Origin of the sequence: Paraburkholderia oxyphila NBRC 105797 (assembly GCF_000685075.1) — a bacterium.
Taxonomy (GTDB): Bacteria; Pseudomonadota; Gammaproteobacteria; order Burkholderiales; family Burkholderiaceae; genus Paraburkholderia; species Paraburkholderia oxyphila.
This window is the reverse complement of the sequence record NZ_BAYD01000029.1, coordinates 1-13875: the sequence shown is the minus strand read 5'-3', so window position 1 is coordinate 13875 and position 13875 is coordinate 1. Positions and strand designations below refer to the sequence as shown.

Sequence of the window (13875 nt, the reverse complement as noted above, 5' to 3'; positions counted from 1 at the left end):
GCGCAAGTCGCACGGCACGCGCAAAGTCTTCCAACGGAGAGCATTATGGCAACGAAAGGTAACGGCAACGGCGAGAAGCAAATGTCAGGTCTCGAAGCACTGAGCCCGTTCGAATTGAAAGACGAACTGATCAAGGCTGCAGGCGGCAGCGCGGCGGCGCGCCCAGCAAATATCTCGATGCTCAACGCGGGCCGCGGCAACCCCAACTTCCTCGCAACCATTCCGCGCCACGGCTTCTGGCAACTGGGCCTCTTCGCGATGCGCGAATCTGAGCGCTCGTTTGCTTACATGCCAGAGGGCGTGGGCGGTTTCCCGCAACGCGAGGGCATTATCGAGCGCTTCGACCTGTTTGTGCGCGAGAACAAGGGGCAGCCCGGCATCGCCTTCCTCGCGGGCGCAGTGTCGTACGTGCGCGACCAACTCGGGTATTCGGCGGGCGACTTCCTCTACGAGATGACCGAGGGCATTCTTGCCTGCAACTACCCGGTGCCGGACCGCATTCTCAAGCTCACCGAAAACATCATCGGGCAGTACCTGCGCCGCGAGATGATCGGCAAGCATCCGTTCGTCGGCGAGTTCGACGTATTCGCGGTGGAAGGCGGCACGGCGGCGATGACGTACATCTTCAACACGATGCGAGAGAACTTCCTCATCAAGCCAGGCGACACGATTGCGCTCGGCATGCCGATCTTCACGCCCTACATCGAGATTCCCAAACTGAACGACTACCAGCTGAACGTCGTGCAGGTCGACGCCACCGTTGAGAACAACTGGCAATACTCAAAGGAGGAACTCGACAAGCTGCGTGACCCGAAGGTGAAGGCCTTTTTCCTCGTGAACCCGAGCAACCCGCCATCAGTGAAGATCGACGACGCGAGCCTCGCGTATATCGCTGAAATCGTGAAGGAACGCCCGGGTCTCATCATCCTGACCGACGACGTGTATGGCACCTTCGCCGATAATTTCGTCTCGCTCTTTGCGCTCGCGCCCAAGAACACGATTCTCGTGTACTCCTACTCGAAATACTTCGGCGCGACAGGCTGGCGTCTTGGCGCCATCGCTACGCACCGCGACAACGTGCTCGACCATACGCTCGCGGCGCTCTCGAAGGAGGAGAAGAAGGAACTGCACAAGCGCTACGAGTCGATCACGACCGATCCGGACCACCTCAAGTTCATCGATCGTCTGGTGGCCGACAGCCGCACTGTCGCGCTCAATCACACGGCGGGCCTCTCCACACCGCAGCAGGTTCAGATGGTGCTGTTCTCGCTGTTCTCACTCATGGACACGCCCGACGCCTACAAGAATGCGCTCAAGCGCCTCATCCGCCATCGCAAGCGTGCGCTCTTCGAGGAGATGGGCATTCCCTACGAAGAGGGCGATCCGAACCAGGTCGACTACTATACGATCCTCGACATGGAGTACATGGGCGAGAGGCGCTTCGGGCGCGACTTCGTCGACTGGCTCCTGAAGCAGGTGAAGCCCAACGAGTTGCTGTTCCGTCTTGCAGAAGAGGCGCGCGTGGTGCTGCTGCCAGGCATGGGCTTTGGCACACCGCACCCGTCGGGGCGCGTCTCGCTTGCGAACCTCAATGAGTCGGACTATCGCAAGATCGGCCGCGCGGTGCGCAAGCTCACCGAGGAGTATGTGCAGCGCTACAACGACGAGACCGGCAAGCATCTCGATCCGTCCGCGTTGCCTGCGCCGAAGAAGTAGGGGCGGCGGCGGCTCGCAGGCCGCCACCCTGAATCTGACGTCTGGGCCGCGATCCGGCCTTACATGCCGGATCGCGGCTCAACGATCTCGCGTTCACACCGGCATGCCGGCCGACGTTTAGCCCGCCTTCCGCTTCGCACGCGGGCGTTTCGCTGACGCCTCGAACTGGCTAGGACTGCTGCCGAATCGCGTTCTGAACCAACGCGTGAAGGCGCTCGGCTCCGAGAATCCGAGCAAGCCAGAGATCTCGGAAAATGGCCGCTCGCGCCGCTCCAGATGACGCAGCGCCAGTTCACCGCGCACCTCCTCGAGGATCGATGAAAAACTCACGCCTTCATCAGCAAGATGGCGGTGCGCCGTGCGGCGGCTCATGCCCAGATGGCGCGCGACCGTGTCGATCGTGCTACGACCTTGTGGCAGGAGGAGAAAGACGAGCTTGCGCACGTCGTCAGACAGCGACTGATTGACCGCTTCGCTGCCGAGATACTGGCGAACATACTTGCCCATGACCGGATCGGCCGAAGGCAGCGGCAACTTGAGGTCGTTGACATCGCAGACGATACCCGTGAACGCATGGCCGAACTCGACGTTCGGTCCGAAGATCCTCGTATGGACCGTGCGGTCAGAGGGCGGCCCGTGCGTGAAGCAGACAGACTTCGGGTGCCATTCGTCGCCGAGGAAAAAGAGCAAGAGGCGAAACATGACCGCGAGCGCGAGTTCGGCCCCTTGACGCACCGGCACGCCTTCGCCTGCCAGCAGTTCTTCCCGAATGATCGCTAGGTTGCCGTCTTGTTCGACGCGGATGAACAGCGCCTCGTTCTGCAGGTGGCTGTATCGCGCCGCGGCATTCAGCGCGTGGCGCAGCGTTGGCTCGTCGCGCACCGCGAGTGCAAGCGGACCGAGGTTCGACGCCCGGCGTGTCTCCGCCATGAGCAATCCGAATGTTTCGACCCCGCTCTCCTGAGCGGAGCGCTCGAGCAACAACGCAACCTTTTCGGCCGGAATCCTGAGGTCAGCCTCGCTCAGGCAGTCAGCCGGCAGTCCGACTTCCGCGAGCATGAGATAGGGGTCGAGCCCGGACGCGCGGGCTATTTCGGCGTAATGGGTGAGGCTTGCGCTGCGAACGAGTTTCGGCATCAGGGTCTTCCCGCGTTGGCACTCTATGTTAATAAATTGTCCCGTAAAGTCAAGCGGCCGCGAAGCTGCCTCCCTAAAATCGATGCATCTCCTGTAACGGCGCGCCAGGGTGTGCCATGCAGACCTCGACCTGACCCACTGATATGGAACGCAAAGGAAGTCTTCCCATGAATACGAACGACGCCACGGCGACGCCGATTTGCGATGCGCTGCGCGCGAGCGGCAACTGGAACCCGAACTGGGAGCCGTTCGCGGCGCTCGATCCCGACTGGACGGAGAAGTTCATGGCAATGGGCACTGCGCCGATGCTCTCCGGCGTGCTCGACGCGAAGACGATCGAGTTCATCGCGATTGCCGTCGACGCCTCATGCACGCACATGTACGCGCCCGGCGTGCGGCGCCACATTCGCAAGGCGCTCGAACTTGGGGCGACGAAGGAAGAAATCACCGCCGTGCTCCAGTGTGTCTCCGTGCTGGGGATCCACACGATGAGCCTCGCGGCCCCGATCCTGCTCGAAGAGGCCGCCTCGCACGAAAGCCGTGCGCAAGCCGTCCAGAAGTAAGCACCCCCCAATTCCAGATTTCAATAGGACCCCATCATGCAATTTCTCGACGACTCCCTCCTGCCCGAGAACCAGGAAAAGCTTGTGATCCAGGTCGCGCCCTACGGCCCGCAGTTCCTGCCGAGCGACTCGGACGACATCGCAGTGAGCATGGACGCGCAGATCCAGAAGGCGGTCGACTGCTACAACGCCGGTGCCACCGTGCTCCACGTGCACGTGCGCGAGGAGGACGGCAAGGGCGCGAAGCGCCTGTCGAAGTTCAACGAGATGCTCGCACGACTGCGCGACGCCGTGCCCGACATGGTGCTGCAGGTGGGCGGCTCGATCTCGTTTGCGCCGGAAAACGAAGGCGAAGCGGCGAAGTGGCTCAATGACGACACGCGCCATATGCTGGCCGATCTCACGCCCGCGCCCGACCAGGTGACCATCGCCATCAACACCAACCAGATGAATGTCACCGAGCTGCTCACCGCCGAGGACTGCGGCGACACTTCGATGGGCCACCCCGCCTATTTCCAGGCGTACAAGGAAATGTGGATCCCGTCGGGCCCGGCGTTCGTCGAGGAGCACCTGAAGCGACTGCAGGCCGCCGGAATTCAGCCGCACTTCATGCTCGGCGACGTCGGCCAGCTCGAGACTGTGGAACGGCTGATCCGGCGCGGCCACTACACCGGTCCTCTGGTGCTGAACTGGGTGGCGATCGGTGGCGGGGCGGATGGCCCCAATCCGCGCAACCTGATGGAGTTCATCAACCGCTGCCCGCAAAACGCGGTGCTGAGCGTCGAAAGCCTGATGCGCCACGTGCTGCCGCTCAACACGATGGCCATCGCGATGGGTCTGCACGTGCGTGTCGGTATCGAGGACAACCTCTGGGGCAAGGCCGGCGAGCGCATGACGTCGGTGCAGCAGGTCGAGCAGACGGTCCGCATCGCCCGCGAACTGCACCGCGATGTGGCGAGCGGCGAGGACGCGCGCCGTATCTACCGCATCGGTGAGCACTACGGCAGCGTCGACGAGACCCTGAACGCACTGGGCTACACGCCGAATCGCCGCCCCGGCCAGCGCGGCTTCCAGATCGCGGCGTAATGCACACGGGGCTGCAAGGCGGTTTGGCCCCCTCGCAGCCCCGCAAACCCCGTTGTTGTAGCACGTGACACGACATCGCTGCGGCGATGCGGTTCATGGAGACCTGCATGGCATGGAAGAACTACCCCGGTGCGGTACTGGCGACATTGCTGGTCACGCATATCCTCGCGCAAATCGACCGCAACATCCTGCTCGGCTTCTCGTCGACCGTCGTCGCCGAACTTGGCATCAGCAACGCCCAGTACGGACTCCTGGTGGGCGCCGTCTGGGTCCTCAGCTACGCTGTGATGGCGATCGTCATGGGCGCCTGCGCGGACCGCTTCAGCCGCACACGCGTCATCGCGGCGGGACTGGTCGTCTGGAGCGTATGCACGGCGGCGTCCGGTTCCACTCACAGCTTCGGGCAACTGGTGGCGGCCCGCCTGCTCGTGGCGACGGGTGAGGCGGCGCTGGTGCCGGCGGCAGTCGGAATCCTCGCCGAGGTCTTTTCGGCGCGCCGGCGTGCCACAGCGCTCGGACTGTTCTTCATCGGCATCCCGCTCGGGGTCGGTTCGAGCTTCGTGCTGGCCGGCACCGTTGGCGCCGTCTATGGCTGGCGCGCGACGTTCCATGGCCTTGGCGTGATCGGCGCGGTAATGGCCGTGGCCCTCGCGTTCCTCAAGGACGAGCGCGAGCAACATGCGGCCGCCGCACGCAGCACGCCATTCGCCGCACAACTGCGCGAGGTGCTGTGTGTGATGCGTGGCAGCCCCGCGTTGCAACTGGCGATCACCGGGTTCGTCCTCGTGCATTTGATATTCGCCGGCCTCTCGTTTGCCCAGCTGTGGCTCGTGCGCGAACGCGGGCTCGATCCAGCGGGAATCACGCGCCTCATCGGCGGCGCGCAGATCCTGTTCGGCACGCTTGGTGCCGTCGTCGGCGGCGCAGGGGGCGACCGTTTCGCGCGGCGCTTCGCCGGCGGGCACGCAAGCTTCATGGCGTTGCTGGTAGCCGTATGCGCGCCGCTGATGATCGCCTACCGGTTCGCGCCTGCAGGTTCCCCGTTGTTCTACGCCGGAATGTGCGCGGGCGCCTTCCTGCCGCTCGCGGTCTATGGGCCGGCCATCAGCGTGATCCAGAGCCACGTTCCGACGCGCATGCGCTCGACGATCACGGGCCTGACGATGACACTCATCAACCTTTTCGCGTTCGCACTCGGAAACTTCGCTGCCGGCGCGCTGAGCGACCGTCTCGCGAAGGCCGGCGTTCATGCGCCGTTGACCTGGGTCCTGCTCGGGACCGACCTGTTCGCCATTGCATCGTTGCCGTGCTTCCTCGCATTGGCGAGGCACGCCCGCTCACGAGCGGCACCCGGCGATACGGCACCGGAGCGGGCGTGTGTCGGCGCATCACAGCAACAAGCTCAAAACTGAAGGAAGTCCAAACATGAATAACGTTCCCGGGCAAACCCATTCCGGCGAGGGCGTGCTGGCGCAGCGCGTGGCGCTCGTGACGGGCGTGGGCCCCGGTCTTGGCCGGGCGTGCGCGGTCGCGTTGGCCCAGGCCGGCGCGAGCGTGGCGGTCTGCGATGTCGATCCCGAGACCCTCGAGGCGACGCGCGCTGCAGTTGAGGCCGAGGGCGTGCCATGTCTCGCGCTTCGTTGCGACGTGTCGTCGAGTGCCGACGTGCAGCGCATGTTCTCGCAAGTGGCCGTGCGCTTCGGCACGCTTCACATCCTCGTGAACAATGCGGCGCTCACGCCGAACCGGCCGGATGACACGCGCCGGCGCAATCTTCACTACGGGTATATGACTTCGCCCGTGCCACGGCAGTCACTCGGCTTCACGAGCAGCATGAGCGACGAGGACTGGCATCACTATTGGGGTGTGAATGTCCACGGCGTTTTCTACTGCGCGCGTGAAGCGCTCAAGCTGATGGAGCCCCAGCGCTATGGGCGGATCGTCAACGTGGCCTCGATTGCGGGCATCAGCGCAATGAGCGCGCACAGTCCCCACTACAGCGCGACCAAGGGCGCGGTGATCGCGTTCAGCAAGGCGCTGGCAGCGGAGGTGGCCGGCGCAAATGTCTTCGTCAACGTGCTGGCGCCGGGTGGGGTGGCGACGCCCGAGTTCAACGCGTACCTCGACACGATCGGCGACGAGGCGCGCAACCGGCTCTGGCAGATGGTTCCGTCGGGGCGCCTCGGCACCCCCGAGGAATATGCGGCCACCGTTGTCCATCTGGCCAGCGATCACCATTATCTGGTCGGGCAGGTCATCAGCCCGAATGGCGGAGCGGTGATCTGAGTATTTGGCGCATCTATGCGCCGAGTCTGGCGCGATCCACATTGTGCATCGCGCATCGTTCCACGAACTGACAACTGACGAATCCCGAAGTACGCTCGCCGGGGCTGCCCGGAAATTTCAACATTAATTCGGATACCAAATGAAATTGAAGTGGAGTGGCGCTGCAGCGCTTGTCGTGTTCGCCAGTGCGGCGCACGCGCAATCGTCGGTTACGTTGTACGGATCCGTCGATACCGGTTTCCTCTATCAGAGCGCGAACGCCTCGAGCTTTCAGTCCCCGAAGAATAATGGACACGTCTACGAACTCAAGGACGGAGGGATCTATTCGAGCATCTGGGGTTTGAGGGGCACCGAGGATATCGGCGGCGGCTATAAGGTCAACTTCAAGTTGCAAGGCGCCTTCAACACCACCAATGGCAAATCCGGTTTGTCCGATACGCCGGGGGTGACCGTGCTGTTCAACCAGCAGTCGACCCTTGGCGTGTCAGGCCCGTTCGGTGCGATCGACGCGGGCCGCCAGATCGTGCCGATGATCTACGCGATGGCCGACACGGACGTGCGCAGCGCCCAGTACTTCGGCTCCGTCCTGACAGGCTGGCTCGGTCTGAACCAGGCGGCGGGCTGGCAGGGCTTGAGCACGAACGGACCGATTGGCGCGCTCTACGATGACAACGCGATCGTCTACCGCTCGCCGAAGCTCTACGGCGCGTCGCTCGCGCTCGAATATGCGCCAGGCGGGGTGCCCGGCCAATTCCAGGGCGGCACCCGCGAGTCGGCCGTGTTGCAGTACTCGAACTACGGCCTGAACCTCGCGGCTGTCTATTACAACGGGCACGACACCAGCCCGTTCACGGCGAACCTGCAAACCGGCGCGATCGCCACCGCGCCCTCGACTGGCCTGAACAACAACCAGTTCTACTATCTCGGCGGGCAGTACACCTTCCACGGCTTCTCGGTCTCGACGTCATATAGCCGCGCACGCAATCCCTCAAATGCGAACGCGCCCAAAGGGTTCAATCTGGAGATGTATTCCGGCGGGCTCGGCTACAGGTTCAGCCCGGTCTTCAGGATCACCTCGGGCTTCTATTATTTGCATGACCGCAACATGGGCGCCAACCACTCGGCCGAATACGCGCTGGGCGCCGAGTACAACCTGTCCAAGGCCACCCTTACTTACGCACAGGTCGGCTACGTCGACAATCACGGCGACATGAGCCAGACGATCACGTATGGTGCACCGGTTCCGAAAGGCCGGTCGAGCACGGCGGTGATGGTCGGCATCCGCCATAGCTTCTGATACCCATCCGCTCGAAAAAACGGGAGCATTCCATGAAGACAAAGAAGGCGATCAGGAACGCCGGCGCCGCCTTGATCGCGTTGGCATCCATTCACGCCTGGGCGCAGCCTGGCGCGAGCGAAGCGCTCGCCGCTTCAAACGCTGCCGCGATTGCCGCTTCCAGCGGCATGACGGCAAAGAACATCCGCACGCCCAATCGCGCGCTGCGCAGGAAAGTCTACGCGGAGATCGTCAAGCACAAGGAGATCAATGCCGGTGACATCAGCGTCATTGCGAAGAGCGGGGCGGTGACGCTCGACGGCACGGTTGTGGACGGAGCCCAGATCGACAAGGTCGCCGAGATCGCGCGGGGCGTTCCGGGCGTGATGTCCATCACCAACCGGCTGAGCGTCAAGAAGCCGTTCGGCGGCCAGTAGACCGGCAGGCCAGCAGGCGGCGCGACCACCCACGGGCGCGCTGCTTGCCGCGCCAGTTGACCTCGAGACGCCGCTGCCGGCTGCTTACCCGACCATCGCCACGCTCGCTGCGAATGGCTAATGGCAGAAACACTGATTCGCGAGTTTATTTGAGATGACGCGTCATGTCGTAATTGGCGTTGCCGGGGACCTTGCACCCGGCCAGCGCAAGCTTGCCTTTGTCGATGGTCGCAGCATTGTCCTGTTCAACATCGATGGCACGATCTACGCGATCGACAACGCCTGTCCTCACAGTGGCGCCTCGCTCGCGAGCGGAGAACTCGAGGGGCGCGTTTTGCGTTGCCCTGCACACGGCCTGCGCTTTGATCTGCGCACCGGCTGCACGGCGGGTGCAGGCGGCTTGAGCCTGATGAAAATTCGCGTTCACGTAGCCTGCGGGAAGCTGGTCATGAGCCTGGAAGGGCAGTACGCGAGTCCCGGCGAGGCACCGGCATGTCGAACGGCAACGTGATTCGCGGGCGAGAGTCATACACACCTGCAGTAGAAAACGTTGGAAGGTTGGGGGACGCTGCGTCGCTGGATCCGGAAGGTGGTCAACGACGCGACGCGTGCGGTCGAATCAATCGCAGTAGATCCGAATGCGAGACTCCGCGAATTCGCGTCAGCTGTGAAAACGGTCGCGCTTGACGCAGCGTTAACGCGCGAAGAACTCAGCATGAGGGTATGCGCGCTGGCCGACCAGGCGCTTGGCCAACGTGCACCACGTCGGCCAAGCGTGGTTCGCCCACGCCTGCTCGCAAAACGAGGGCAAGCCCGCGCGATACTCGCCAGGTTCGTCCGCCTGCCGTTTGAAGCGCAGACCGTCCATCCCGTCATCAGCGCACTTGACGTGCTGCGGGAACTTTATGCCTGTAAGGGCTACGTGTTACCGGACCGCGTCGTAGTCCGACTCGGGCGGGCCTGGCGAGAAGCGATCGACAGCTATGACCGGTACAAGGCGCTATTGGCTTTCGAATCGGCGACGCACTTTGCGCTGCGCGTCGCATTGCGCAATGGTTCCGTTTTCGTCGCTCGCAGCTTCGCGTTCCGCAACCAGGCGATGCTCCTGATCCCTCCAGACGAATGGAAAACGAAGCGCAATCATTTCTATGTGCATCTGAAGCTGCCGCAGGATTCAAGGGAATTCCTCGGCCCGCTCATCGAGCATCTTGACCAGAGCTTGATCGTGCTGCGCGACGCAACCACGCGCGGCGACGTACGTATCGACAGTGCGGTGCATCTTGATCGCTGTGGCATCTTCTACGATTAACCCATTGTCCTCAACGACCGTCAGGCCGGGGCAGCGATTGAGGGCTTGATTCGTCAAAGCGGTGCCGACGATGTTGTCCAGCTTGCCGTCGATACCCATGGACTATGCGATGGGGCTGTCGCGGGCCTTAGGCTTTGACCTGTGCCCGCGACTCTCGCATCTTCGTGACCGGCGCCAGCACGTCCCGCAGCATCATACTGTCCCTGCAGAGCTTACTGCTGTCACCGACCGCGACGTCCGAATGGATCTGGTTGTGGGCATCCTGGACGAGTTTGTTCGCGTCGCTGCCTCAGTGCAGACCGGCCAATGCACGGTGGTGTAGGCGCTCTCGCGCTTCGGTTCAGCCGCACGCGGACAACCGCTATACAGGCTGCGTCCATATCGGGCGGCTATTCCGCACGATTTGTCTGATCGACTACTTGAGTTGCAGCACGTGCTCAATCGTGGGGCGGAGGTGGATTCGGTGCAGCGGGCGATCCACACCGGCAACATGCCACTGGAACTAGCCGGAAACAATGACCCGCTCGCGGCGGTACCCTCGGCACTGGCGCTGCTCTCCAATACCGTGATGGCGTGGAACACGATCCACATGCAGGGCGCGGACGACCAGATAGAGGCGATGAGTGGAGAATCCGTTCAGGCGAGCGACTTGCGGCGCATCTCGAAGGTATCAACCTGCGCTGAACGTTCATTTTCCCGATCGAACGCTATGCACATCATTTGCTGCCGAGCGCCACCGACCTGAATGCCACGCAGCGACGGCTAGCTTGAACCGCAGCAATCGCCGTCGGTGCGCCGCTACTTGAGTTCCGTCCTATGGGCGCAAGCCGTGCGGCACATCGGCGCGCAAACGCTTCGGCTGGCGATCAAAAATGGAAGGGACCAGACAGGGAGACCGGAGGTGCCTGATTTGGTGAGGTATTTTGACGGGGCGCGCCGCGCAAATCCTCATCAAGCCACGATCAACCTGCCGTCGCAAAATGGATTGAAATCAAGGCTAGGCATACTACCTATGCCGAATCAAGACGCAGCCAGCCCGATCCCCAAGCGAAGCTCGCGTGCCTGCTCCGATACTGCCGTTCGAACGTGCGCGTGCCAACGCGACGAACGTCTGCACTAGCAGCGCCCGGATGCCTATTTGCGTCAGTAGTTTGCTTCCCGCGCGTGGTTAGAACGGGCGTAGCGGGCCGCAATCAGGTTCGCGCCCCTTTCGAACGCTCAGATCAGGCTGTCTTCTTTGCGGACTCGGCCGGTTCGGTTGCCACGTCATCGCCGTTGGATTGTCTGTCGCCATGCGCGGATATCATCAGCACGGGACACCCGGCGATACGCAGGAACCGTTCTGCAACGCTGCCGAGCATGAGTCGGCGCGCCCCGCTGCGGCCATGCGTGCCCATAACGACGAGATCAGCTTTAAAGTCCCGGGCCGCGCGCAGGATGCAGTGCGGAATGTCATCACCCGCCTTTTCGGGCTCGACGATCCGCGGAGTGCCTTGCACGCCATCGCGATCCATTGACGCAAGCGCCTTCTTCATCACGGCCCTCCCTTCATGTAGAAAGGCGTCACGTATGATGCCGTGATCGCTGCCGGGAGCATCGTAAGCCAACAACGGAGCCGCGACGACATAGAGTGGTTGCAACTGCGCTCCGGTTTCCTGGGCCAGTTTGCACGCAGTATCGAACGCCCGCGCCGCGGTCGGGCTGCCGTCAATCGGAACGAGAATTTGCGAGTACATTGGGACCTCGGTGTCGGTGGCACGGTGTGTCCATGATTGCGGTCGACTGGCCTCAGCTGGTTGATTCAAGTCAAACGATACGATGCCCCAGGCCAGCGCGGTCCCGGCGGCTCCGGCTTCACGACACACCTGAGCGAGCGCGAGGGCAGGGTGCAATTCACAGAGCGCAGAGCTTTGACTCAGGTCAACATGGTGGGTGCCTTCCCTTCGTAGGCTGAATAAGCAGGTGGAGGCTGGCTGGCCTTGCACGGGGCCACGCAAACAAAAGCGTGCCCCAAAGTTGTCTTGCCGGGCGACTGGTTCCAGCGTGGTGTCGCTAGCCGGGTCTTCGCGCCAAACGTCGCGCCGGCACGACTTACAGCGGCTTGAGCCAACTGCCCTTTCTTGAAATTCGCCGTGAGTCCTGGCGCTTCCCGACACCCAAATAGGAGACCAGCAATGCGCGCTCTAGATGTAATGACCTCAACCGTCGTTTCAGTAAAGCCGGAAATGCAGGTACGCGAAGCTGCGAAGGTCCTGGTAGACCATGGTATCAGCGGTGTGCCAGTAATCGACAAAAACGGCAGCGTAGTGGGAATGTTGAGCGAAGGCGACTTGATACGCCGGGCAGAACTCGAAACTCAGGAACGCTACCACTCCTGGTGGCTTGATTTATTTTCATCGAGCCGCGATGCGAAGGATTACGTCAAGTCACACGGTAATCTGGTCGCGGAGGTGATGACAACAGATGTCGTTTCAGTTGATGAAGCGACACCTCTCTCCGAGGTCGCCAACATCTTCGAAACAAGACGTATCAAGCGTGTACCGGTCATGCGAGGTGGTCAGGTCGTTGGCATCGTCAGCCGCGCCAATCTCGTGCAGGCTTTGGCGAGTGCCGTCGATGAGCCCCCGCTGGAAGTGGATTCGACCGACCGCGAAATACGGGCGATGCTCATGGGAGAAATTGCGAGCCATCCTTGGGCCTTTGCGGGACAAAATATCGTCGTGCGCGACGGCGTGGTGCACCTGTGGGGATTCTACCGCTCGGCTGTGGCAGTGCAGGCCATGCGCACCGCTGCGGGAGGCATTCAAGGGGTGAAGCGTGTCGAAGACCACACTGAGCCGTATCCGATAGCACCCGGCATGTGACACAAAAAAGGCTAACCTCAACTTCGATCTTGTCAATTTGGTTCAGCAGACGAAGGTCACAAATGCCGCGGTTGAGATCGACGGGCAACGCGAGCGTCGGTCGCCAGCTGCCACAGCATGCTCGATTCAAAATCAATTGATCGAGATCAGTCGAAACTGAGACCGGTTGCTTATCCTGGGCGAGTCGTGCTCCTTCGTTCAGAAGGAGACCGCCGGATAGAACCATCGGATCTTGGGCGCGCATTCGGCGTCACGCAGCTTCACGAACCAGCCGAGCAGAGCTACGACGCATCAGGAAACCAGACGTATGACAAAGCCCATTTATAGAAGGATCCTGCTGGCAGTGGACGGCAGTGGGTCCGCGCGGCGCGCCACGCGGGAAGCCCTCGCTCTCGCAGCTTTCGGTCACGGGCGCGTGCACGCTGTTTACGTTGTCCATAAATGGGGCCTTGCTCCATACGGCGGCTACTTCGATCCCGATGCGCTCGGCAGGGTCCTCAATGAGGACGGTCGCAAGGCGCTGGAAGAAGTGCGGCGAGCGATGGCCGCCCAGGAAGTCACGATCTCCGTCGAAATCTGCGAGACGCTAGGGAAATCTGACTCGATCGTCGAATGTTTGCGGCGCTGTGCGGCCGTGCTGGACGCCGATCTGGTCGTAATGGGCACCCACGGCAGGCATGGCGTGAGCAGGGCAGTGCTGGGCAGTGTTGCCGAGGGATTTCTCCGGATATCTCCATGCCCGGTACTGGTTGTTCGAGGTTAGCGCGAGAGGCAATGCGCGCCGTTCGAAAGAATTGGGAGGCCAGAAGCATTGGAGGCCAAGCTATTTTGGTCACGGCGTATCGATGATGCGAATCGCCGTATATATGAGGCTGACGACTAACAGGTCCGCATCGCCTCCTGGCACTACCATTTCCCGGGTAGGAACTTGGACGCCGCGTTAATTTAACATAATAAAAGTGATCAAACTTTTTTCATTTGGCAGAGATTTTTTTGGTTGGCGGTCGCGGCAACCAGCGCATCGCCATGTCGTCGGACCTGATCCGCGATCGCTAACCAAAAAATCCTCTGCTTTGTCTGGAGGCACCTGAAATACCGATGGCGTCGAGCCCTGACTTGGACACGCGAAACCATCGACGCCGAACTTGAAGCACTGCTAAGCAGGTACGGCACCGATTTTCAAGTCAATTTTTCGTGAACA

13 protein-coding genes and 2 pseudogenes are annotated in these 13875 nt (G+C 61.9%); 13 read left to right on the top strand and 2 right to left on the bottom strand.

Going from position 1 to position 13875, the window contains the following annotated elements:
- Positions 1-45: 45 nt before the first annotated feature.
- Positions 46-1716, top strand: a complete 1671-nt coding sequence (locus tag BO1_RS19210; RefSeq protein ID WP_028218951.1) for a bifunctional aspartate transaminase/aspartate 4-decarboxylase — start codon at positions 46-48, stop codon at positions 1714-1716.
- Positions 1717-1833: 117 nt separating this feature from the next.
- Here BO1_RS19210 and BO1_RS19205 read toward each other — a convergent pair whose 3' ends face one another.
- Positions 1834-2853, bottom strand: coding sequence for an AraC family transcriptional regulator (locus tag BO1_RS19205; protein ID WP_028218950.1), 1020 nt, complete (start codon positions 2851-2853; stop codon positions 1834-1836).
- A gap of 167 nt (positions 2854-3020) precedes the next feature.
- On the opposite strand from BO1_RS19205, the gene BO1_RS19200 reads away from it, so the two are divergent.
- From BO1_RS19200 to BO1_RS61255, 9 genes and pseudogenes are all read left to right on the top strand, one after another.
- Positions 3021-3416 (top strand): carboxymuconolactone decarboxylase family protein, encoded by a 396-nt coding sequence (locus tag BO1_RS19200; protein ID WP_028218949.1) that lies wholly within the window; start codon positions 3021-3023, stop codon positions 3414-3416.
- 36 nt (positions 3417-3452) lie between these two features.
- Positions 3453-4502: a BKACE family enzyme gene (locus BO1_RS19195; RefSeq protein ID WP_028218948.1), complete on the top strand. Its 1050-nt coding sequence runs from the start codon at positions 3453-3455 to the stop codon at positions 4500-4502.
- 107 nt (positions 4503-4609) lie between these two features.
- Complete coding sequence (locus tag BO1_RS51725) at positions 4610-5914, top strand: MFS transporter (RefSeq protein ID WP_043285434.1); 1305 nt, start codon at positions 4610-4612, stop codon at positions 5912-5914.
- Positions 5915-5927: 13 nt separating this feature from the next.
- Complete coding sequence (locus tag BO1_RS19185; RefSeq protein WP_043285431.1) at positions 5928-6788, top strand: SDR family NAD(P)-dependent oxidoreductase; 861 nt, start codon at positions 5928-5930, stop codon at positions 6786-6788.
- Between the two features lie 139 nt (positions 6789-6927).
- Entirely contained in the window at positions 6928-8085 is a 1158-nt protein-coding gene (locus tag BO1_RS19180) for a porin (protein ID WP_028218946.1), read from the top strand.
- A 32-nt stretch (positions 8086-8117) separates the two neighbouring features.
- On the top strand, positions 8118-8501 hold the full coding sequence (locus tag BO1_RS19175) for a BON domain-containing protein (RefSeq protein ID WP_028218945.1): 384 nt from the start codon (positions 8118-8120) through the stop codon (positions 8499-8501).
- Between the two features lie 154 nt (positions 8502-8655).
- Positions 8656-9012, top strand: a complete 357-nt coding sequence (locus tag BO1_RS19170; protein WP_028218944.1) for a Rieske (2Fe-2S) protein — start codon at positions 8656-8658, stop codon at positions 9010-9012.
- Positions 9013-9090: 78 nt separating this feature from the next.
- Positions 9091-9810 carry a hypothetical protein gene (locus BO1_RS59285; RefSeq protein ID WP_156992319.1) on the top strand — a complete coding sequence of 240 codons (720 nt, stop codon included), beginning with the start codon at positions 9091-9093 and terminating at the stop codon, positions 9808-9810.
- Positions 9811-9880: 70 nt separating this feature from the next.
- Positions 9881-10555 (top strand): annotated as a pseudogene (locus BO1_RS61255) (Tn3 family transposase).
- A gap of 478 nt (positions 10556-11033) precedes the next feature.
- Here the strand turns inward: BO1_RS61255 and BO1_RS19145 are convergent.
- Positions 11034-11546, bottom strand: coding sequence for a universal stress protein (locus tag BO1_RS19145; protein WP_028218940.1), 513 nt, complete (start codon positions 11544-11546; stop codon positions 11034-11036).
- Positions 11547-11984: 438 nt separating this feature from the next.
- Here BO1_RS19145 and BO1_RS19140 point away from each other — a divergent pair, with 438 nt between their 5' ends.
- From BO1_RS19140 to BO1_RS57685, 3 genes and pseudogenes are all read left to right on the top strand, one after another.
- Positions 11985-12674, top strand: a complete 690-nt coding sequence (locus BO1_RS19140) for a CBS domain-containing protein (RefSeq protein WP_028218939.1) — start codon at positions 11985-11987, stop codon at positions 12672-12674.
- 307 nt (positions 12675-12981) lie between these two features.
- Positions 12982-13437, top strand: a complete 456-nt coding sequence (locus BO1_RS19135) for a universal stress protein (RefSeq protein WP_322788535.1) — start codon at positions 12982-12984, stop codon at positions 13435-13437.
- 21 nt (positions 13438-13458) lie between these two features.
- Positions 13459-13557: pseudogene (locus BO1_RS57685) on the top strand (type II toxin-antitoxin system YoeB family toxin); the annotation flags it as partial.
- Positions 13558-13875 lie beyond the last annotated feature (318 nt).